This window comes from Burkholderia sp. SR8, assembly GCF_052851275.1.
On sequence record NZ_JAULUC010000014.1, the window covers coordinates 58900 to 77685 of the forward strand.

The following is an 18786-nucleotide window of genomic DNA, read 5'->3' on the forward strand; positions in this document are numbered from 1 at the left end:
AAGGAATCCGCGAATGGAAAACAAATCACATGCGTTCTGGGCCGGCCTGTTCACGATCGCACTGACGCTCGCGATCGCGGGCACCGTGTTCTGGTTCAACGTCGATCGCACCGTGCGCGTGCCGTACGACCTGCTCGCGCGCACCAACGTGACGGGGCTGTTTCCCGATGCGGCCGTGCGCTTTCGCGGCCTCGACGTCGGCAAGGTGCAGTCGATCGGCTTCGACCGCACGCATCCGGGCCAGATCCGCATCCGGATCCTCGTCGACCACGATGCGCCGATCACGCAGTCGACCTACGGCAGTCTCGGCTTCCAGGGCGTGACGGGCATCGCGTTCGTGCAGCTCGAGGATACCGGCCGCGACCTCGCGCCGCTGCCGTCGTCGCCGAAGGCGATCGCGCAGATCCCGATGCGCCCGAGCCTGTTCGACCAGCTCCAGGAGCGCGGCGACGTGCTGCTGCGGCAGTTCGAGCAGGCGGCGAAAAGCGCGAACGAGATGATGTCGCCGGAGATGCGCGAGCAATTGCGCGCGACGGCCGAAAGCCTGCAGCACGCGGCGGACGGCGCGGCGACGCTGTCGAAGCAGCTCGCGCCGGCGGTCGCCGCGCTGCCGGAGACGATGCGCCAGGTCGATCGCACGATGGCGTCGGCGAACACGTTGATGCAGCCGAACGGGCCGCTGGTCGCGAACCTGAACAAGGCCGGCACGGCCGCCGAGCAGGTCGGCGTCGCGCTGAACGACCTGAACGCGCGGGTCCAGTACGACACGCTGCCGCGTTTCAACGCGCTGGCGGGCAACGTCGGCGATGCGTCGCGGCAATTGAAGGACGTCGCCGGTGAACTCGGCCGCAATCCGAGCAGTCTGTTGTTCGGTTCGCCCGGTTCCGCGCCCGGGCCCGGCGAAGCGGGCTTCGTCTGGCCGGGCGCGGGCGCGGCGGCCGGCAAATGACGCGGATCGCGCGCCCATCGGCCGTGCGGCCCGCAACGAGGCCGGGCCGTCACGCCATCGAAACCGTCAACCACATGCAGGAACATGTCATGCCACGAATCCTTGATCGCGCGCTGCGTCCGGCCGCGGCCGCGCTCGCGATGCTCACGCTCGTGTTGGCCGCCGGTTGCGCGGGCAACAGCGCGGCGCTGTCGAACATCCGCTACGACCTCGGGCCGGCCGCGCCGGTCGTGACCGCCGGCACGGGCCCCGCGCTGAAGGTGCTCGACGTCGCCGCGCCGGAGGCGCTCGATACCGACAAGTTCGTCTACCGCCTCGCGTATGCGGATGCGCAGCGCATGGCCGTCTATCGCGACAGCCGCTGGACCGCGCCGCCCGCGCAACTGCTCACGCAGCGGCTGCGCGGCGCGCTATCGTCGCGCGGCGCGGTGCTCGAAGGCTCCGACGGCGTGCGCGCGCCGACGCTGAAGGTCGACCTGAACGAATTCGAGCAGGTGTTCGACGGCCAGTCGCAGAGCCACGGCGCGGTCACCGCACGCGCGACGCTGATGCAGGACGGCAAGGTGCTCGGCCAGCGCACGTTCGTCGCGCGCGCGCCGTCGAGCACGCCCGATGCGGCCGGCGGCGCGCGGGCGCTCGCGGCCGCGAGCGACGAGCTGGTGTCGCAGATCGCCGCATGGGCCGGCGTGCAGGCGTACGCGGGCAACCCGTGACGCATCCGGCGCAGCCGCGATGAGCGCGCCGGGCACGCCGCGCGCGTCGGCGCTTGCGCGGCAGGCGTTCGCCGCGTACGCGGCGCTCATCGTCTATGCATCGCTGTATCCGTTCCACGGCTGGATGTCGGTCGGCATCGGGCCGTTCGACTATCTGTTCGCGCCGATGCAGCGCTATGTGACCGCGTTCGACGTGGTCACCAACGTGCTCGGCTATATGCCGTTCGGTGCGCTCGGCGTGCTCGCGCTGCATCCGCGCCGGCGCGGCGTCGCCGCGACGCTGATCGTGTGCGGCCTCGGCGTGCTGCTGTCGGGATCGATGGAGGCGCTGCAGACTTATCTGCCGACGCGCGTCGCGTCCAATCTCGATCTCGGCGCCAACGCGCTCGGCGCGCTGCTCGGCGCCGCGCTCGCGGCCCCGGCCACCGGCGCGCTGCTCGATCGCGGCGCGCTGCGGCGGCTGCGCTTCGCGTGGTTCGAAGCCGACGGCGCGACGCCGCTGCTGCTCGCCGCATTGTGGCCGTTCGCCATCCTGTTTCCTTCCCCGTTCCTGTTCGGCATCGGCGACTGGCCGGCCGCGCTGTGGGAGCGCGCCGACGGTTCGATGCAGGACGCGCTGCTCGCGTGGCTGCCGGCCGCATGGCGCGTCAGCGAATGGCCGGAGCGCGTCGACGGCTGGCTGTCCGACTCCGCGTGGGAGGCCGCGCTCGGCGGGCTGATGCTGTTCGCCGCGCTGGCGATCGCGTCGCTCGCGATGCGCGCGAGCGCGCCGCGCGTGCGCCTCTTGATCGCGTTCGTCGCGGCGACGCTCGCGCTGAAGGCGGCCGCGACCTTCATGCAGTCGCGCACCGGCCTCGTCGTCGTGTGGGCGACGCCCGGCGCGCGGCTCGGCATCGAGCTCGGCTTCGCGGCGGCGCTGGTCGCGTTGCGCGTGCCGGCGCCATGGCGCGCGATGCTCGCGTCCGTCGCGCTGCTGGCCGGCGTCGCGCTGGTCAACCTGCTGCCCGTCAATCCGTTCTTCGACTTCACGCTGTCCGGCTGGCGGCAGGGCCGCTACGTGCACTTCAACAGCATCGCGCGCTGGCTCGCATGGATCTGGCCCTACGCGGCGCTGATCTGGCTCGGGCAGCGGGTCGAGCATGCGTGGCTGCCGCGCGCGCTGCGGCGCTGACGCCAACCGCGGGCAAAGCGGGACAGCGGGACAGCGGGACAGCGGGCAGTGGCACGGCGGGACAGCGCACGGCGTGCCGGCCGCGGCGCGTTCGCCGGCGCGGCCCGGCAGCGGCGCGCGCCGGTCGTTATAATCGTCCGCACATCCGTTGCCGCGCGCGACGGCAATCGCCCCTCTTTCCGCCCGGCAGCGTGCCGGGCCGCTCGTCACCATCATCATGGATTCCTACTACCAGCACCACGTCTTCTTCTGCCTGAACCAGCGCGAACCGGGCGCCGAGCGTCCGAGCTGCGCGCGATGCGATGCGCAGACCATGCAGGAATACGCGAAAAAGCGCGTGAAGGAACTCGGTCTCGCGGGGCCCGGCAAGGTTCGCATCAACAAGGCCGGCTGTCTCGACCGCTGCGAGGAAGGTCCGGTGATGGTCGTGTACCCGGAAGGCACGTGGTACACGTACGTCGACCAGGCCGACATCGACGAGATCGTCGAATCGCACCTGCGCGACGGCAAGGTCGTCGACCGCCTGAAGATCTGAGCGGGCGGCCCGAATGAACGTTCATACGCAGAAGTCGCTGATCGCCGGCCCGGTCGGGCAGATCGAAATCGCGGTCGACCAGCCGGACGCCGTGCGCGAAGGCAGCGCCGCGCCGCGCGGGATCGCGCTCGTCGCGCACCCGCATCCGCTGTTCGGCGGCACGATGGACAACAAGGTCGCGCAAACGCTCGCGCGCACGCTGGTCCAGCTCGACTACGTGGTGTATCGCTCCAACTTCCGCGGTGTCGGCGCGACCGAAGGCGTGCACGACAACGGCATCGGCGAGGCCGACGACCTGCTCGCGGTGCTCGCGTACATGCGCGCGCAGCCGGCGTATGCCGACCTGCCGCTCGTGCTCGCGGGCTTCTCGTTCGGCACGTTCGTGCTGTCGCATGTCGCGAAGCGGCTGCGCGACGCGGGCGAGCCGATCGAGCGGATGGTGTTCGTCGGCACGGCCGCGAGCCGCTGGCAGGTCGCGGACGTGCCCGAGAACACGCTCGTGATCCACGGCGAAACCGACGACACGGTGCCGATCGGATCGGTCTACGACTGGGCGCGGCCGCAGGAGCTGCCGGTCGTCGTGATCCCCGGCGCCGAGCATTTCTTCCATCGCAAGCTGCACGTGCTGAAGCGCATCATCGTCGACGCGTGGCGTTGACGCGCTGAAGCCGTCGTGCGGCGCCGCTGCCGCACGGCTGCGATGCCGCGCGCTCGCGCGACATCGCGTCGCACGATTTCGAACGCGCTCGCACCGATGCGCTCGCGCACGACGAGCCGGCCTGCACGGCGCGACTTGCACGGCGCCTGCGCGCGCCTTTCGCGCGGCTTCGACCGCGATTCACCGCAACGAAGCCGCGCTATCCTCTCGAAGCCTGCGCGCGGCGATGGCGCGCACGGTTCGCGAAAACGCCGTTCGCGGCCACGTATAATGGCCGCATTTCGCGTCGCCCGCGGCCCGGCTGGGCCCATGCGGCGCTCGTTTCGCCGCCTGTCCGCCCGCTCGCGACGGCCGCGAACCGAACGCGTCCGCACGAGTCCAACCGGCGCGTTTCGCGCCGTCCGACGCAGTCGGACGCATGCCGGAACGCCCGCCGCCTTGCCGTTCAACCCCTGCGCGTTTCGCGCCGCACTTTCTGCCACCAGCCTGAATCGATCATGCGTCTGTCTCCCCAAGGCCTCAAGTCCCTCGCTTCTTCCATCGCCTTCGGCACCGCCGCGCGCAACGTCGCGCTGGGCGTGATGCTGCCCGTCGCGCTCGCGTCGACGATCGTCGTCGCCGAGGCGAAGCCCGCTGCCAAGGCCCGTGCCGCGCATGCGGCGCCGGCCGCCGCCGAGCAGTCCACCGGCGCACCCGCGACCTTCATGCCGGGCGCCGTGCCGCCGCCGGGCGTGAACGCGCGCTCGTGGGTGCTCGTCGATGCGACGAGCAACACGGTGCTCGCATCGGGCAACGCCGACGAACGCGTCGAGCCCGCGTCGCTGACGAAGCTGATGACGGCCTACCTGGTGTTCGAGGCGCTCGACAAGAAGAAGATCTCGATGGAGCAGATCGTCACGCCGAGCGAGGCCGTGCGCCGCGTCGGCCGCGACGAGTCGCGCATGTTCATCGAGGCGAACAAGCCGGTGTCGGTGCACGACCTCGTGTACGGGATGATCATCCAGTCGGGCAACGACGCCGCGATCGCGCTGGCCGAACTCGTCGGCGGCAGCGAAGGGCAGTTCGTCACGATGATGAACGACGAGGCGGCGCGCCTCGGCATGAAGGGCACGCACTTCGCCGACGTGAACGGCATGCCCGACCCGAACCACTACACGACGGCCGGCGACCTCGCGAAGCTGTCCGCGCACCTGATCCGCGATTTCCCGCAGTACTACGGCATCTTCTCGGAGAAGGAATTCAAGTACAACAACATCCGCCAGGGCAACCGCAACCGGCTGCTGTGGCTGGATCCGACGGTCGACGGCCTGAAGACGGGCCATACGCAGGCGGCCGGCTTCTGCCTGATCGCGTCGGCGAAGCGCGCGACCCCGGGCGTCGAAGGCCAGCGCCGCCTCGTGTCGGTGATGATGGGCGAGCCGAAGGAAAACGACCGCACGCAGGACAGCATGAAGATGCTGAACTACGGCTACAGCGCGTTCGACGCGGTGCGCCTGTTCAAGGCCGGCCAGGCGATGTCGACGCCGCGCATCTACAAGGGCAAGGAGAACACCGTGCAGGTCGGCGTGAAGGGCGACCAGTGGGTGACGGTGCCGCGCGGCCTGGGCGACAAGGTCAAGACGGAAGTCGACGTGAACGCGCCGCTGATCGCGCCGCTCGCGGAAGGCCAGCAGGTCGGCACCGTGAAGATCGTCGCCGACGGCAAGACGCTGTCGGAGTTCCCGGTCGTCGCGCTGCAGGCGGTGCCGGAAGCGGGTATCTTCGGACGTATCTGGGACTCGATCCTGCTGATGTTCAGCAAGAAGAAGTAAGCGCGACGGGCCTTTGTTTTCACGACTTCATCCCCATCTGGTATAGCCATGAGCCAAGCCGAATTCGAACCGATCGTCTACCTCAGCGTGTCGTCGCAGGAGGAGCTGGTGCCGCTGTCGCAAGCCCGTGTCCCGGTGCTCGACCGCGGGTTCATCTTCGGCGATGGCGTGTATGAAGTCGTCCCCGTTTATGCGCACGACGGCGCGCACGTGCCGTTCCGGATCGAACAGCATCTCGACCGGCTCGCGCGCAGCCTGAAGAAGATCGGCATCGACAACCCGCACGACGCGGCCGGCTGGCGTGCGCTGATCGAGCGCGTGGTCGCCGCGAACGCGGAAGGTCTCGTCGATGCCAACGCGCTCGTCTACCTGCAGGTCACGCGCGGCGTCGCGAAGCGCGGTCACGCATTCCCGGCGAACGCGGTGCCGACGGTGTTCGCGATGACGAGCCCGCTGCGCCTGCCGTCGGCGGAGGAGCGCGCACAGGGCGTGCGCTGCGTGACGGCCGAGGATCGCCGCTGGCTGCATTGCGACATCAAGTCGATTTCGCTGCTCGGCAACGTACTGATGGCGCAGCATGCGGCCGAACGCGACGCGTTCGAGACGATCCAGTTGCGCGACGACAACGTGACGGAAGGGTCGTCGTCGAACGTGTGGGTCGTGAAGAACGGCGAACTGTTCGCGCCGCCGCGCAGCAACCGGATCCTCGAAGGGATCCGCTACGCGCTGGTCGAGCAGCTGGCCGACGAGTGCGGGATTCCGTTCGTCGCGCGCGAGATCAGCGAGGTCGAGCTGCGCTCCGCGGACGAGATCATGATCACGTCGGCCACGAAGGAAATCCTTCCGGTCACGTCGCTCGACGATCTGCCCGTGCAGGGCGGCAAGCCGGGCCCCGTGTTCGCGGCGTTGTACGACGCGTACCAGCGTGCGAAGGCACGCGAGTTTGAACAGTTTGACCTAACCCGGAGAAAGTGATGAGCGAACCGACCAAAACCATCGAGGTCACCGGCGCGATCGATGCCCGGAAGGAGTCGCTGCTGGAGTTTCCGTGCGACTTCCCGATCAAGATCATGGGCAAGGCGCACCCGGAGTTCAAGGACACGATCTTCAAGGTCGTGGCCGTCCACGACAACGAGATCGACGTCGAGAAGATCGAAGAGCGTGCATCGAGCGGCGGCAACTACACCGGCCTCACGATCACCGTGCGCGCGACGAGCCAGGCGCAACTCGACGACATCTACCGCGCACTGACCGGCCATCCGATGGTCAAGGTCGTGCTCTGAGTCCTTCCTGCGCGTGCTCGGCGGGGGCGTTCCCCGCCGCGCGCCGCGCATCCAGTTCGTCGCACAGCTTCCTGAATTCCGCGACTTCCTCCAGAATCCACGTCCTGAACGCCTGCACGCGCGGCGTGTTGACGAGCGGCGGCGGGCACACGAAAAAATAGTGCCACGGGCTCTGCCCGTCGATGTCGAACAGGCGCACGAGGCGCCCGTCCAGCAGGTCGTGCACCGCGAGCGAGCGCCGCACGAGCGCGATGCCCTGGCCGTCGATCGCGGCCAGCAGCAGGTTCGACGAATCCTGATACAGAATCCCCCGTTTCGGCTCGGTCAGCGTATCGAGCCCGGCCGCGTCGAACCACGGCCGCCACAGCTCGTCGTCCGAGCGCAGCAGGTTGTAGTGCACGAGATCGGCTGGCGTCTTCGGCAGCTTGCCGCCGTTCAGCGTCGGCGAGCACGCCGGAAAGAACACCTCCTCGAACAGCGGCTCGACGTGCAGGCCCGGGTACGTGCCGGAACCGAAGCGGATCGCGAGATCGACGTCGTCGCGCGCGAAATCGGTCAGCGAGTTGGTCGACTGCAGCTCGACGTCGATTTCCGGATGCCGCTCGATGAACGTGCCGATGCGCGGCGTGATGAAGCGCGCGGCGAACGACGACAGCATCGACACCACCAGCCGCCGTCCGCGATCGCTCGCGCGCACCTCGCGCGTCGCGTCGGCGATCACCATCAGCGCGGCACGGATCTGCTGCGCGTAGCGCATGCCGGCGTCGGTCAGGCAGAGCCGCTTGCCGTTGCGCGCGAACAGCTGCACGCCGAGCTCCTCCTCGAGCGCGCGCACCTGGTGGCTGACCGCGCCGTGCGTGACGTACAGCTCGTCGGCGGCGCGGGAGAAATTCTCGTGACGGGCGGCGGCTTCGAACGCGCGAATGGCATTCAGCGCAGGCAGCTGGCGGAGGTCCATTTGCTAATTTTCCTCACATCGACGTGAAAATTGGTCGTTTGGTCGGGCGCCTTGGCGTGACTACGATTGTAGCCATCGGAGCAATTATTGGCGGAGTCGATCATGCAAGAAATTTCTTCAAGCATCACGTTCGAAATCCCCGCGGGCGAGACCGTGCCGATGAAGGTGCAACGCAGCACGCGTCTGACCGTGCAATGCGGGCCGGTATGGGCGACGCGCAGCAACGACGTCGAAGACTACTTCCTCGTCGACGGCGAGACGCTGAAGCTGCGCCGCGGCGAGCGGCTGTGGCTCAGTGCGGAAAGCGGGCGGGTCGCGCACGTCGCGTTCTCGGTGTCGCGGCCCGCGCGGGAAGTCGCGCGCGGTGCGCTGGCGCGGCTGCGCGAGCGGTTGAATGCGCTGGTCCACGACGGCTGGCGCACCGTCTGACGCGGCTTTCCTCCGACGGATGGCGTCCATCCGTCCCTTTTCCATGCCCGGCGAGACCCATGGGTTTTCGGTAAACTACCGCCCATGTCCGTCTCGCCGGTTGCCATCGTGTCCACGCCTGTCGCTGTTTCCGCCTCGCCTGCCGGGTCTCCGGTCGAGCCCGTCGTGCCGGTCACCGTGCGCTGGCGCGGCAGCGAGGCTTACCAGGCGAGCTTCGACGCGATGCGCGCGTTCACCGACACGCGCACGGCCGACACCGGCGACGAAATCTGGGTCGTCGAGCATCCGCCCGTCTACACGCTCGGCCAGGCCGGCGACCCGGCCCACCTGCTGGTGGCCGACAGCGGCGTGCCGCTCGTGAAGGTCGACCGCGGCGGCCAGATCACTTACCACGGCCCCGGCCAGATCGTCGTCTATCTGCTGCTGGACCTGCGCCGGCGCAAGCTGATGGTGCGCACGCTCGTGTCGAAGATCGAGGAGGCCGTGATCGAAACCCTCGCGGCGTATAATCTCGCTTCGGTCCGGAAGGCGGGCGCGCCCGGGATCTACGTCGCATCCGGCGCGCACGAAGGCGCGAAGATCGCGGCCCTCGGCCTGAAGATCCGCAACGGCTGCAGCTATCACGGGCTGAGCCTGAACGTGAAGATGGATCTGCGCCCGTTTCTTGCGATCAACCCGTGCGGCTATGCCGGACTGGAAACCGTCGACATGGCGAGCCTCGAGGTTGCCGCCGACTGGAACGACGTCGCCCACACGCTCGTGGATCGTCTGATTGCCAACCTCGATGGCGCATCCGCGGCCGCCGACAAGCCGCAGGCACTGGAACATTCGAATGACTGACGTTACCGCTTCCCCCGCACCGGCCGATTCGGCCGCGACCGCAGCCTACGATCCGACCGCCAAGCAGAAGGCGCAGGCGAAGACGGCGCGCATCCCGATCAAGGTCATTCCGATCGAGAAGCTGAAGAAGCCGGAGTGGATCCGCGTGAAGGCGGCCACCGGCAGCTCGCGTTTCAACGAGATCAAGACGATCCTGCGCGAGCACAACCTGCACACCGTGTGCGAGGAAGCGAGCTGCCCGAACATCGGCGAATGCTTCGGCAAGGGCACCGCGACGTTCATGATCATGGGCGACAAGTGCACGCGCCGCTGCCCGTTCTGCGACGTCGGCCATGGCCGTCCCGATCCGCTCGACGCGGACGAACCGAAGAACCTCGCGCGCACGATCGCAGCACTCAAGCTGAAGTACGTGGTGATCACGAGCGTCGACCGCGACGACCTGCGCGACGGCGGCGCGGCCCACTTCGTCGAGTGCATCCGCGAAGTGCGCGAGCAGTCGCCGGATACGCGCATCGAGATCCTGACACCGGACTTCCGCGGCCGTCTCGACCGCGCGATCTCGATCCTGAACGCGGCGCCGCCCGACGTGATGAACCACAACCTCGAAACGGTGCCGCGCCTGTACAAGGAAGCGCGCCCGGGTTCGGACTATGCGCACTCGCTGAAGCTGCTGAAGGACTTCAAGGCGCTGCATCCGGACGTCGCGACGAAGTCGGGCCTGATGGTCGGCCTCGGCGAGACCGAAGAGGAAATCCTGCAGGTGATGCGCGACCTGCGCGCGCACGACGTCGACATGCTGACGATCGGCCAGTACCTGCAGCCGTCCGAGCACCACCTGCCGGTGCGTGCGTACGTGCATCCGGACACGTTCAAGATGTACGAGGAAGAGGCGTACAAGATGGGCTTCACGCACGCGGCCGTCGGCGCGATGGTGCGCTCGAGCTATCACGCCGATTTGCAGGCGCATGGGGCAGGGGTGGTCTGAGCGCCGCATTCCCCGGTTCTGCAGCAGTCGTGCAGTCGAACAAAGCCCGCAGCGATGCGGGCTTTTTCGTTGGCGCGGCCGCCGCCCGCGCCCGCGCACGACAATCGTCACCCGACCGGACGCGCGATCCAATCGAACGTGGAAAGCAAAGCCGAAACGGCGTCGATAGCTTCGCAGGATAAGTTCGCTCCCGCCGCGCGCAAAGCTCGTAAAGTCGGCTCTCCCGCAGCAATGCCCGCATTTCGAAGGAGAGCCGCATGTCCCGTTTCAGCTTCATCCGCCGCGCCGTCGTCGCGCTGACCGCCTTTGCCGCGCTCGGCGCGGCGCACGCCGAATCGCGCGAGGTCGTGATCGCGTACCAGGACATGGTCGTGCCGTGGCGCTACGCGCAGGCAAGCGGTGAAGTCGAGAAGGCGACCGGCTACAAGGTCACGTTCCGCAAGCTCGACAGCGGCGCCGACGTGATCCGCGCGCTCGCGTCGGGCTCCGTGCAGCTCGGCGAGGCCGGCTCCAGCCCGATCGCGGCCGGCCTGTCGCAGGGGCTCGACATCTCGCTGTTCTGGGTGCTCGACAACATCAACGACGCGGAGGCGCTCGTCGCGCGCAACGGCTCGGGCGTGACCAGCATCGCCGCGCTGAAGGGCAGGAAGATCGGCGTGCCGTTCGTGTCGACGTCGCACTTCCATACGCTCGTCGCGCTGCAGGCAGCCGGCGTGAATCCGAACGACGTGAAGATCGTCAACCTGCGTCCGCCCGAAGTCGCGGCCGCATGGACGCGCGGCGACATCGATGCGACCTACATCTGGGATCCGGTGCTCGCGAAGGTCAAGCAGTCGGGCACCGTGCTGACGACGTCGGGCCAGGTTGCGAAAGAAAGTGGCAAGGCGACCTTCGACGGCTTCGTCGTGAGCCGCAAGTTCGCGCGCGAGAACCCCGAGTTCGTCGCGCGCTTCGTGAAGGTGCTCGCGGCGGCAGACGCCGACTACCGCGCGCACGCGGCGGCGTGGAAAGTCGGCTCGCCGCAGGTCGCGGCGGTCGCGAAGGTGTCGGGCGCGAACGCGCAGGACGTGCCCGCGAGCCTCGCGCTGTACGCGTTCCCGACGCCCGCCGAGCAGGCGTCGCCGACGTGGCTCGGCGGCGGTGCGCAATCGGGCGCCGCGAAGTCGCTCGCGGCCACCGCCGCGTTCCTGAAAAAGCAAGGCACGATCCAGACGGTGCTCGCCGACTATTCGGTCGGCGTCGATCCGCAGTTCGTGCAGAAGGCCGCGCGCTGAGCGCGGGAATTCACGCAACTCGGCCAACTCATCGCGGAGCCTTTCGATCATGAGCACGCTCGAAGTCCGTCAGGTATCGGTCGCCTATCCGGGCGAGCGCGGCCGGCCGACGACGCAGGCGCTCGCGCGCGTCGACCTGCGCATCGAGTCCGGTGAATTCGTCGTCGCGCTCGGTGCGTCCGGTTGCGGCAAGACGACGCTGCTGAACTGCATGGCCGGCTTCGTCGCGCCGACGACGGGCGACGTGCGCGTCGACGGCGTGCCCGTCACCGGCCCCGGCGCCGATCGCGGCGTCGTGTTCCAGAAGTACGCATTGCTGCCGTGGCTCGACGTGCTCGAGAACGTCGCGCTCGGGCTGCGCTTCGCACGCGCAGCGAAGGCGGAGCGTGAAGCGCGAGCAACAGAAATGCTCGCGCTCGTCGGGCTCGAGCGTCATGCGCATGCGCGCGTGTATGAACTGTCGGGCGGGATGCAGCAGCGCGTCGGCATTGCCCGCGCACTCGCGAGCGATCCGCGCGTGCTGTTGATGGACGAGCCGATGGGCGCGCTCGACGCGCTGACGCGCGGCACGATGCAGGCGCTCGTGCTCGACGTGTGGGCGCGCACCGGCAAGACGGTGTTCTTCATCACGCACGACGTCGAGGAGGCGTTGTTCCTCGCGACGCGGCTGGTCGTGATGACGCCGGGCCCCGGCCGCATCGCGGAAACGTTCGAGCTGCCGTTCGCGCGGCGTTACGTCGAATCTCGCGATGCGCGCGCGGTGAAGTCGTCGCCGGAATTCATCGCGTGGCGTGAGCGGCTGATCGCGTATCTGCATCGCGACGAGGCCGTCGCGGAGACCGCGTGATGCACGAGTTCGCGAGGCAGGGTGCGTCCGTCGGGCGTGGCCGGATCAGTACATTGCACAGGCAGGACGACATGAGCACGCAGGATTCGTGGGCGGCCGAACGAGCGACCGCGCGGTTCGGGCAGGTTGATCACGCTACACAACGACGCGACGCAGCGCGTCCGGCCCGTTCGTCGAACCGCTACCGGCTGCCGGGGCAGGGGAAGACGGCCGCGCTGAGCGCCGCGACGGTCGCGGTGCTGGCCGCGCTGTGGTGGGTCGCGACGCATCTGCAGTGGTTGCCGCCGCTGTTCCTGCCCGCCCCAGAAGCGGTGTGGACCGCGTTCGTCGATGCATCGCACGGCCGCATCCAGGGCGGGCTGCCGTTGTCCGAGCACTTGTTGTGGAGCGCCGCGCGCGTGTTCGGCGCGTTCCTGTTCGCGACCGCGATCGGCGTGCCGGCCGGCATCCTGATGGGTGTAAGCCGCATCGCACGCGGCGTGCTCGATCCGCTGCTGGAGTTCTACCGGCCGCTGCCGCCGCTCGCATACCTGCCGCTCGTCGTGATCTGGTTCGGCATCGATGAAACGGCGAAGCTGGTCGTGATCTTCCTCGCGTGCTTCGCGCCGATCGCGATGGCGGCGCGCGCAGGCGTGCGCGCGGCGACGGTCGAGCAGATCAACGCCGCGTATTCGCTCGGCGGCAGCTTTGCGCAGATCGTGCGCCATGTCGTGCTGCCGGCCGCGCTGCCGGAAATCCTCACCGGGCTGCGGATCGCGATCGGGTTCGGCTGGACGACGCTCGTCGCGGCCGAGATGGTCGCCGCGACGGCCGGGCTCGGGCAGATGGTGCTGAATGCGTCGAGCTTCCTGCGTACCGATATCGTCGTGATGGGGATTCTGATCATCGGCGCGATCGCGTGGCTGTTCGATCTCGCGATGCGGTGGGTCGAGCGGCGGGTGGTGCCGTGGAAGGGGCGGGGGTGACCTGAAGCAGGCGGCGCACGCGCGCCGTCTGCTGCCCGCGAGCGTCGGTCAATCCCCCATCGCCACCCCTTCCCTGCGCGGATCGGCCCCACCGAACCACACCGTCTGCCCCTGCACGTTCAGCCGCTGGATTCCCTGCACGCCCGAGTTCATCTCGACGACCTTCACGTCGTGCCCGCGTCCCTTCAGCCCGTCGACGAGCGCATCGGACACGCGGCCGCGCTCGAGCTGCGTCGGCCCGTTCATCGACCCGAAGTTCGGCAGCGCGATCGCCTGCTGCATCGTCATCCCCCAGTCGAGCACGCCGATCATCGTCTTCGCGACGTGGTTGATGATCGCGGGGCCGCCGGCCGAACCGACGATCATCGTCACCTGCTTCGTCTTCTGATCGAACACGAGTTCCGGCGACATCGCCGAGCGCGGCCGCTTGCCGGGCTGCACGCGGTTCGCGACCGGCCGGCCGTTGTCGCTCGACACGAACGAGAAATCGGTCAACTGGTTGTTCAGCATGAAGCCGCGCACCATCAGCCGCGAGCCGAACGCATCCTCGACGCTGGTCGTCATCGACAGCGCCTGGCCGTAACGGTCGACGATCGCGATGTCGGACGTCGACGGCAATTCGGCGCTGCGGTCGTCGGCGAGCGCGAGCGTCGCGCCCTGCGGCGTGCCGGCTTGCGCGACGCCCATGCTGGTGTCGCCGATCAGGCGCGCACGCTGCGCGAGATAGGTCTTGTCGGTGAGGCTCGCCCAGCTGCCGCCCGGCAGCGGCGCGAAATCCGGATCGGCGACGTAGCGCGCGCGGTCCGCATACGCGAGGCGCCCGGCCTCGCTGAACAGGTGCGCGGCGAACGGCGTCGGCTCGTAGCCGACCTCGTTGCGCACCGGCTTCTGCGCACCGATCTGCTGCCAGTCGGGCATCGCCTCGAGGATGCCGAGCATCTGCGCGATCGCGAGGCCGCCCGACGACGGCGGCGGCATTCCGCACACCACCGAGCGCCGGTAGCCGGTGCACAGCGGCGCACGCACCTTCGCCTTGTAGCGCGCGAGATCCTGCAGCGACAGCAGGCCCGGATTGGTCGGGTGCTTGCGCACCTTCGCGACGATGTCGCGCGCGATCGCGCCGGTATAGAACGCGTTCGCGCCGCGGTCGGCGACCTGGCGCAGCACGGTCGCGAGCGCGGGGTTCTTCAGCACGGTGCCGGCCGCCTTCGGCGTGCCGTCCTTGTTGTAGAAGTACGCGCGCGCGGCCGCGTCGTTCATCAGGTACTTGTCGTTCGCGATCAGCATCGCGAGGCGCGGGCTGATCGCGAAGCCGTGCTCCGCCAGCCGGATCGCCGGCTGGAACAGCCGCCGCCACGGCAGCTTGCCGTGCGCGCGGTGCGCGGCGTCGAGCATCCGCAGCACGCCCGGCGTGCCGACCGAACGGCCGCCGACGACAGCTTCGTAGAAGTTCATCGGCTGCCCGGTCGGGCCGTAGAACAGCCGCTCGGTCGCGGCGGCCGGCGCGGTTTCGCGGCCGTCGTATGCCTGCGTCGCGGTGCCGTCGAAGTACAGCATGAACGCGCCGCCGCCGATTCCCGACGATTGCGGCTCGACCAGCGCGAGCACCATCTGCGTCGCGATCGCCGCGTCGATCGCGGTGCCGCCGCCCTTCAGCATCTCGTAGCCGGCCTGCGTCGCGAGCGGGTTCGCGGCCGCGATCATGAAGCGCTGCGACGTCCAGCCCGGCTTGTCGGTCCAGCCGGACGACAGCTCGGGCGCGTGAACGCCGGGCAGCGGCACCGCGGCGCCCGACGCGGCGGCGACCGGGACGACGGCGTTCGATGGCGCGGACGGCGACGTGCAGCCGGCGCTGAACGTGACGAGCGCGACGAACGCGAGCGTGGCGACGGGCGTCCAGGGACGCGAATGCGGACGAATCCGGTCGAACATTGAACCCTCGGCAACGGTGAATTCGAAGGAGGCGGCGGCGCCGTGCGCACGCGGCGCGCTATTGTCGCCGCGCGGCCGGCGGGTTGTCATCAGACAGGAAACCCTGACGCATCCCGCCGGGCCCGCCGCGGCCGGTCTTTCCGGCCTGTTCGAGGATGAACTCTATGAACGTCGCGGTCGCGCGCGTGTGGTGCCGGTTCGGCATGTACAGCATGTACATGTGCGTGCCGAAGATGCTCAGCCGGTACGCGTCGAGCGACGTGACGACGGCGCCGCGCCGCATGTCGTCCTGCATCACGTAGTCGGGCACGATGCCGACGCCGATCCCGGCGAGGATCGCCTGGCGCAGGAACAGGAAGTTCTCAGAAATCAGCGTGGGTTCGAGCAGCACCTCGTGGCGCTCGTCGCCGAGATACGCGGCGATCCGCAGCTGCCGGCCCAGCACCGTCGCGGTGACGACCGGCGCGGCGGCCAGCGCGCCGAGGCTCGGGGGCATCCCGTGCTCGGCCGCGAACGCCGGCGACGCGCACGCGACGTAGCGCACCGCGCCCATGTCGCGCGCGACGAGGTTCTGCGGCGGCTCAGACATCACGCGGATCGCGATGTCGACTTCGTCGCGCATCAGGTCTTCCACACGATTCTCGAACACGACGTCGAGCACGATGCCCGGATGCAGCCGCTTGAACGCGAGCAGCCACTCGGACATCACCATCTGCCCGTAGCCGCTCGGCACCGACAGCCGCACGCGACCCTGCAGGTCCTGGCCGAGCGTCGTCACCGATTCCTGCGCGGCCAGCAGCTCGTTGCGGATGCGCCGGCCGTGCTCGTACAGCTTCAGTCCGATCTCGGTCGGCTCAATGCGGCGCGTGGTGCGGCGCACGAGCTGCTGGCCGATCGAGCGTTCGAGCTGGTTCAGCCGGTAGCTGACGTTCGCGCGGCTCATCTTGAGCCGCTGCGCGGCCTTGCTCAGGTTGCCGGCGTCGAGGATCTCGACGAGCAGCGTCAGCGCGTTCAGGTCCATGCGGGGTGTCTCCTGATCCGTCCCGTTTAATGGCGTGAAGCGGCCCGGGATCATTCAATGTCAAGTCGGACTTGACAGCTTGTAAAGGCTGGCGGGAATTGTCAATGAATCTCGATCAATCGAGAATCGAGTCATGCCCGGCAACCACGCCGGATCGTTTCCCGCCGCGCGGCACCATGCCCGGGAGCCGGCGCCGCCGGCCGGCCCCGGCGACCGGTCCCGTCCGCCCGGCGCACCGCACTGGAGACACGATGAATTCACCCGCTTCCCCCGCAACCTCGGCGACCACGACCGTCACGCGCGAACGGCGCGACAAGGTGCTCGTCGTCACGATCGACCATCCGCCCGTCAACGCGCTGTCCGCCGATGTGCGGCGCGGCCTCGCCGACGCACTCGACGCCGCGCAGGCCGACGACGCGATCCGCGCGGTGCTGATCGTCGGCGCCGGCCGCAACTTCATCGCGGGCGCCGACATCCGCGAATTCGGCAAGCCGCCGGTGCCGCCGTCGCTGCCCGACGTGTGCGAGCGGATCGAATCGAGCGCGAAGCCGGTCGTGGTCGCGCTGCACGGCGCGACGCTCGGCGGCGGCCTCGAGGTCGCGCTCGCCGCGCATTACCGGCTCGCGGTGCCCGGCGCGAAGCTCGGGCTGCCCGAAGTGACGCTCGGCCTGCTGCCCGGCGCGGGCGGCACGCAGCGCACGCCGCGCCTGATCGGCGCGAAGGCCGCGCTCGACCTGATGCTGACCGGCCGCCACGCGAGCGCCGACGAAGCGCTCGCGCTCGGCCTCGTCGATCGCGTCGCGCACAGCGACGACACGCTCGCCGAAGGGCTCGCGTACGCGCAGGAACTCGTGTCGCTCGGCGCGCCGGCGCGGCGCACGCGCGATGCGCAGGGGCTCGCCGATCGCGCGGCCGCGCAGGCCGCGATCGATGCGGCGCGCGCCGAGCTGCCGAAGAAATCGCGCGGGCTGTTCTCGCCGGCGAAGATCGTCGATGCGGTCGAGGCCGCGCTCACGCTGCCGTTCGACGCGGGGATGAAGCTCGAACGCAGCCTGTTCCTGCAATGCATCGACAGCCCGCAGCGCGCGGGCCTCGTGCACGCGTTCTTCGCGGAACGCGAAGCCGCGAAGGCGCCCGAGGCGCGCCGCGCGAGCGCGCGGCCGGTCGAGCGGATCGGCGTGGTCGGCGGCGGCACGATGGGCGCGGGCATCGCGGTCGCGGCGCTCGACGCCGGGCTGCCGGTGACGATGATCGAGCGCGACGACGCGTCGCTCGCGCGCGGCCGCGCGCATGTCGAGAAGGTGTACGACGCGCTCGTCGCGAAGGGCCGGATGACGCCGGCCGCGCACGCGGCGCGGCTCGCGCGCTTCAAGGGCAGCACGTCGTACGACGCGCTCGCGCAGGCCGACGTCGTGATCGAGGCCGTGTTCGAGGACATGACCGTGAAGAAGGCCGTATTCGCGGAACTCGCCCGCGTGTGCAAGCCGGGCGCGGTGCTCGCGACCAACACGTCGTATCTCGACATCGACGAGCTGGCCGCCAGCATCGACCGGCCGGCCGACGTGATCGGCCTGCATTTCTTCTCGCCGGCCAACGTGATGAAGCTGCTCGAGATCGTCGTGCCGGCGCGCGTCGGCGCGGACGTCGTCGCGACCGCGTTCGCGCTCGCGAAGCAGATGAAGAAGACGCCGGTGCGCGCCGGCGTGTGCGACGGCTTCATCGGCAACCGGATCCTCGCCGTCTACCGCACTGCGGCCGACTACCTGATGGAAGACGGCGCATCGCCGTACCAGATCGATCGCGCGGTGCGCGAATTCGGCTTCCCGATGGGGCCGTTCCAGGTCGTCGACCTCGCCGGCGGCGACATCGGCTGGGCGACCCGCAAGCGCCGTGCGGCAACGCGCGACCCGCGCGCGCGCTACGTGGAGATTTCGGACCGGTTGTGCGAGCGCGGCTGGTTCGGCCAGAAGACGGGGCGCGGCTACTACCTGTATCCGGACGGTGCGCGCGTCGGCACGCCGGACCCGGAAGTCGACGCGATCGTCGCGGAAGAACGTGCGAAGAAGGGCGTCACGCCGCGCGCGTTCACCGACGACGAGATCCTGCGCCGCTACCTCGCCGCGATGGTCAACGAAGGCGCGAACGTCGTGCACGAGAAGATCGCGCTGCGCCCGCTCGACGTCGACGCGGTGTTCCTGTACGGCTACGGGTTCCCGCGCTATCGCGGCGGCCCGATGCACTACGCGGACACGGTCGGCCTCGCGAACGTGCTCGCCGACATCCGCGCATTCGCGCAGGAGGATCCGCTGTTCTGGAAGCCGTCGCCGCTCATCGTCGAGCTGGTCGAGCGCGGCGCGAACTTCGCGAGCCTGAACCACGTCGACTGAACGCCCACCGCATTCGCAACGGACCTAC

At 69.2% G+C, this 18786-nt stretch carries 18 protein-coding genes; 15 read left to right on the forward strand and 3 right to left on the reverse strand.

The window, feature by feature from the left end:
• Window positions 1-13 precede the first annotated feature (13 nt).
• The 8 genes from Q3A80_RS18860 (at window position 14) to Q3A80_RS18895 (ending at window position 7120) form a co-directional block, all read left to right on the forward strand.
• A complete protein-coding gene (locus Q3A80_RS18860) occupies window positions 14-949 on the forward strand; it encodes an MlaD family protein (protein WP_446330439.1) in 936 nt (311 codons plus the stop codon).
• A gap of 89 nt (window positions 950-1038) precedes the next feature.
• Window positions 1039-1662: an ABC-type transport auxiliary lipoprotein family protein gene (locus Q3A80_RS18865; protein ID WP_446330440.1), complete on the forward strand. Its 624-nt coding sequence runs from the start codon at window positions 1039-1041 to the stop codon at window positions 1660-1662.
• Window positions 1663-1681: 19 nt separating this feature from the next.
• Entirely contained in the window at window positions 1682-2833 is a 1152-nt protein-coding gene (locus Q3A80_RS18870; RefSeq protein WP_446330441.1) for a VanZ family protein, read from the forward strand.
• A gap of 217 nt (window positions 2834-3050) precedes the next feature.
• The gene (locus Q3A80_RS18875; protein WP_077219560.1) at window positions 3051-3368 is read left to right on the forward strand and encodes a (2Fe-2S) ferredoxin domain-containing protein; all 318 of its coding nucleotides are present in this window, start codon (window positions 3051-3053) and stop codon (window positions 3366-3368) included.
• Between the two features lie 13 nt (window positions 3369-3381).
• The gene (locus tag Q3A80_RS18880; protein ID WP_446330442.1) at window positions 3382-4026 is read left to right on the forward strand and encodes an alpha/beta hydrolase; all 645 of its coding nucleotides are present in this window, start codon (window positions 3382-3384) and stop codon (window positions 4024-4026) included.
• A 497-nt stretch (window positions 4027-4523) separates the two neighbouring features.
• Window positions 4524-5837, forward strand: a complete 1314-nt coding sequence (locus tag Q3A80_RS18885; protein WP_446330443.1) for a D-alanyl-D-alanine carboxypeptidase family protein — start codon at window positions 4524-4526, stop codon at window positions 5835-5837.
• 48 nt (window positions 5838-5885) lie between these two features.
• On the forward strand, window positions 5886-6812 hold the full coding sequence (locus tag Q3A80_RS18890; protein ID WP_446330444.1) for a D-amino acid aminotransferase: 927 nt from the start codon (window positions 5886-5888) through the stop codon (window positions 6810-6812).
• Entirely contained in the window at window positions 6812-7120 is a 309-nt protein-coding gene (locus Q3A80_RS18895; protein ID WP_446330445.1) for an HP0495 family protein, read from the forward strand. The genes Q3A80_RS18890 and Q3A80_RS18895 overlap by 1 nt, the downstream gene beginning before the upstream one ends.
• Here Q3A80_RS18895 and Q3A80_RS18900 read toward each other — a convergent pair.
• Window positions 7104-8078, reverse strand: a complete 975-nt coding sequence (locus Q3A80_RS18900) for a transcriptional regulator GcvA (RefSeq protein WP_446330446.1) — start codon at window positions 8076-8078, stop codon at window positions 7104-7106. The two genes, Q3A80_RS18895 and Q3A80_RS18900, sit on opposite strands and share 17 nt — an antisense overlap.
• Before the next feature lie 102 nt (window positions 8079-8180).
• On the opposite strand from Q3A80_RS18900, the gene Q3A80_RS18905 reads away from it, so the two are divergent.
• The 6 genes from Q3A80_RS18905 (at window position 8181) to Q3A80_RS18930 (ending at window position 13418) form a co-directional block, all read left to right on the forward strand.
• Window positions 8181-8507 carry a DUF2917 domain-containing protein gene (locus Q3A80_RS18905; protein WP_446330447.1) on the forward strand — a complete coding sequence of 109 codons (327 nt, stop codon included), beginning with the start codon at window positions 8181-8183 and terminating at the stop codon, window positions 8505-8507.
• Window positions 8508-8591: 84 nt separating this feature from the next.
• Window positions 8592-9347, forward strand: a complete 756-nt coding sequence (gene lipB / locus Q3A80_RS18910; RefSeq protein WP_446330448.1) for a lipoyl(octanoyl) transferase LipB — start codon at window positions 8592-8594, stop codon at window positions 9345-9347.
• Window positions 9340-10332 carry a lipoyl synthase gene (lipA, locus tag Q3A80_RS18915; RefSeq protein WP_107311207.1) on the forward strand — a complete coding sequence of 331 codons (993 nt, stop codon included), beginning with the start codon at window positions 9340-9342 and terminating at the stop codon, window positions 10330-10332. Before lipB ends, lipA begins: the two co-directional genes overlap by 8 nt.
• Window positions 10333-10589: 257 nt before the next feature.
• Window positions 10590-11606, forward strand: a complete 1017-nt coding sequence (tauA, locus tag Q3A80_RS18920; RefSeq protein WP_446330449.1) for a taurine ABC transporter substrate-binding protein — start codon at window positions 10590-10592, stop codon at window positions 11604-11606.
• 49 nt (window positions 11607-11655) lie between these two features.
• Window positions 11656-12453 (forward strand): taurine ABC transporter ATP-binding protein, encoded by a 798-nt coding sequence (locus tag Q3A80_RS18925; protein ID WP_446330450.1) that lies wholly within the window; start codon window positions 11656-11658, stop codon window positions 12451-12453.
• Window positions 12453-13418, forward strand: a complete 966-nt coding sequence (locus Q3A80_RS18930) for an ABC transporter permease subunit (protein ID WP_446330451.1) — start codon at window positions 12453-12455, stop codon at window positions 13416-13418. Before Q3A80_RS18925 ends, Q3A80_RS18930 begins: the two co-directional genes overlap by 1 nt.
• A gap of 48 nt (window positions 13419-13466) precedes the next feature.
• On the opposite strand, the gene ggt is transcribed toward Q3A80_RS18930, so the two are convergent.
• The gene (gene ggt, locus Q3A80_RS18935) at window positions 13467-15350 is read right to left on the reverse strand and encodes a gamma-glutamyltransferase (RefSeq protein ID WP_446330452.1); all 1884 of its coding nucleotides are present in this window, start codon (window positions 15348-15350) and stop codon (window positions 13467-13469) included.
• Window positions 15351-15408: 58 nt separating this feature from the next.
• Entirely contained in the window at window positions 15409-16371 is a 963-nt protein-coding gene (locus tag Q3A80_RS18940) for a LysR family transcriptional regulator (RefSeq protein ID WP_446330453.1), read from the reverse strand.
• Window positions 16372-16622: 251 nt separating this feature from the next.
• On the opposite strand from Q3A80_RS18940, the gene Q3A80_RS18945 reads away from it, so the two are divergent.
• A complete protein-coding gene (locus Q3A80_RS18945) occupies window positions 16623-18758 on the forward strand; it encodes a 3-hydroxyacyl-CoA dehydrogenase NAD-binding domain-containing protein (protein ID WP_446330454.1) in 2136 nt (711 codons plus the stop codon).
• Window positions 18759-18786: the final 28 nt, after the last annotated feature.

Coding starts and splice junctions, on each gene's coding strand:
- Q3A80_RS18940 (WP_446330453.1), bottom strand. CDS start 16,371: ATGGACCTGAACGCGCTGACGCTGCTCGTCGAGATCCTCGACGCCGGC.
- Q3A80_RS18870 (WP_446330441.1), top strand. CDS start 1,682: ATGAGCGCGCCGGGCACGCCGCGCGCGTCGGCGCTTGCGCGGCAGGCG.
- Q3A80_RS18905 (WP_446330447.1), top strand. CDS start 8,181: ATGCAAGAAATTTCTTCAAGCATCACGTTCGAAATCCCCGCGGGCGAG.
- Q3A80_RS18860 (WP_446330439.1), top strand. CDS start 14: ATGGAAAACAAATCACATGCGTTCTGGGCCGGCCTGTTCACGATCGCA.
- Q3A80_RS18900 (WP_446330446.1), bottom strand. CDS start 8,078: ATGGACCTCCGCCAGCTGCCTGCGCTGAATGCCATTCGCGCGTTCGAA.
- tauA (WP_446330449.1), top strand. CDS start 10,590: ATGTCCCGTTTCAGCTTCATCCGCCGCGCCGTCGTCGCGCTGACCGCC.
- Q3A80_RS18895 (WP_446330445.1), top strand. CDS start 6,812: ATGAGCGAACCGACCAAAACCATCGAGGTCACCGGCGCGATCGATGCC.
- Q3A80_RS18930 (WP_446330451.1), top strand. CDS start 12,453: ATGCACGAGTTCGCGAGGCAGGGTGCGTCCGTCGGGCGTGGCCGGATC.
- Q3A80_RS18875 (WP_077219560.1), top strand. CDS start 3,051: ATGGATTCCTACTACCAGCACCACGTCTTCTTCTGCCTGAACCAGCGC.
- lipB (WP_446330448.1), top strand. CDS start 8,592: ATGTCCGTCTCGCCGGTTGCCATCGTGTCCACGCCTGTCGCTGTTTCC.
- lipA (WP_107311207.1), top strand. CDS start 9,340: ATGACTGACGTTACCGCTTCCCCCGCACCGGCCGATTCGGCCGCGACC.
- Q3A80_RS18925 (WP_446330450.1), top strand. CDS start 11,656: ATGAGCACGCTCGAAGTCCGTCAGGTATCGGTCGCCTATCCGGGCGAG.
- Q3A80_RS18865 (WP_446330440.1), top strand. CDS start 1,039: ATGCCACGAATCCTTGATCGCGCGCTGCGTCCGGCCGCGGCCGCGCTC.
- Q3A80_RS18880 (WP_446330442.1), top strand. CDS start 3,382: ATGAACGTTCATACGCAGAAGTCGCTGATCGCCGGCCCGGTCGGGCAG.
- ggt (WP_446330452.1), bottom strand. CDS start 15,350: ATGTTCGACCGGATTCGTCCGCATTCGCGTCCCTGGACGCCCGTCGCC.
- Q3A80_RS18885 (WP_446330443.1), top strand. CDS start 4,524: ATGCGTCTGTCTCCCCAAGGCCTCAAGTCCCTCGCTTCTTCCATCGCC.
- Q3A80_RS18890 (WP_446330444.1), top strand. CDS start 5,886: ATGAGCCAAGCCGAATTCGAACCGATCGTCTACCTCAGCGTGTCGTCG.
- Q3A80_RS18945 (WP_446330454.1), top strand. CDS start 16,623: ATGAATTCACCCGCTTCCCCCGCAACCTCGGCGACCACGACCGTCACG.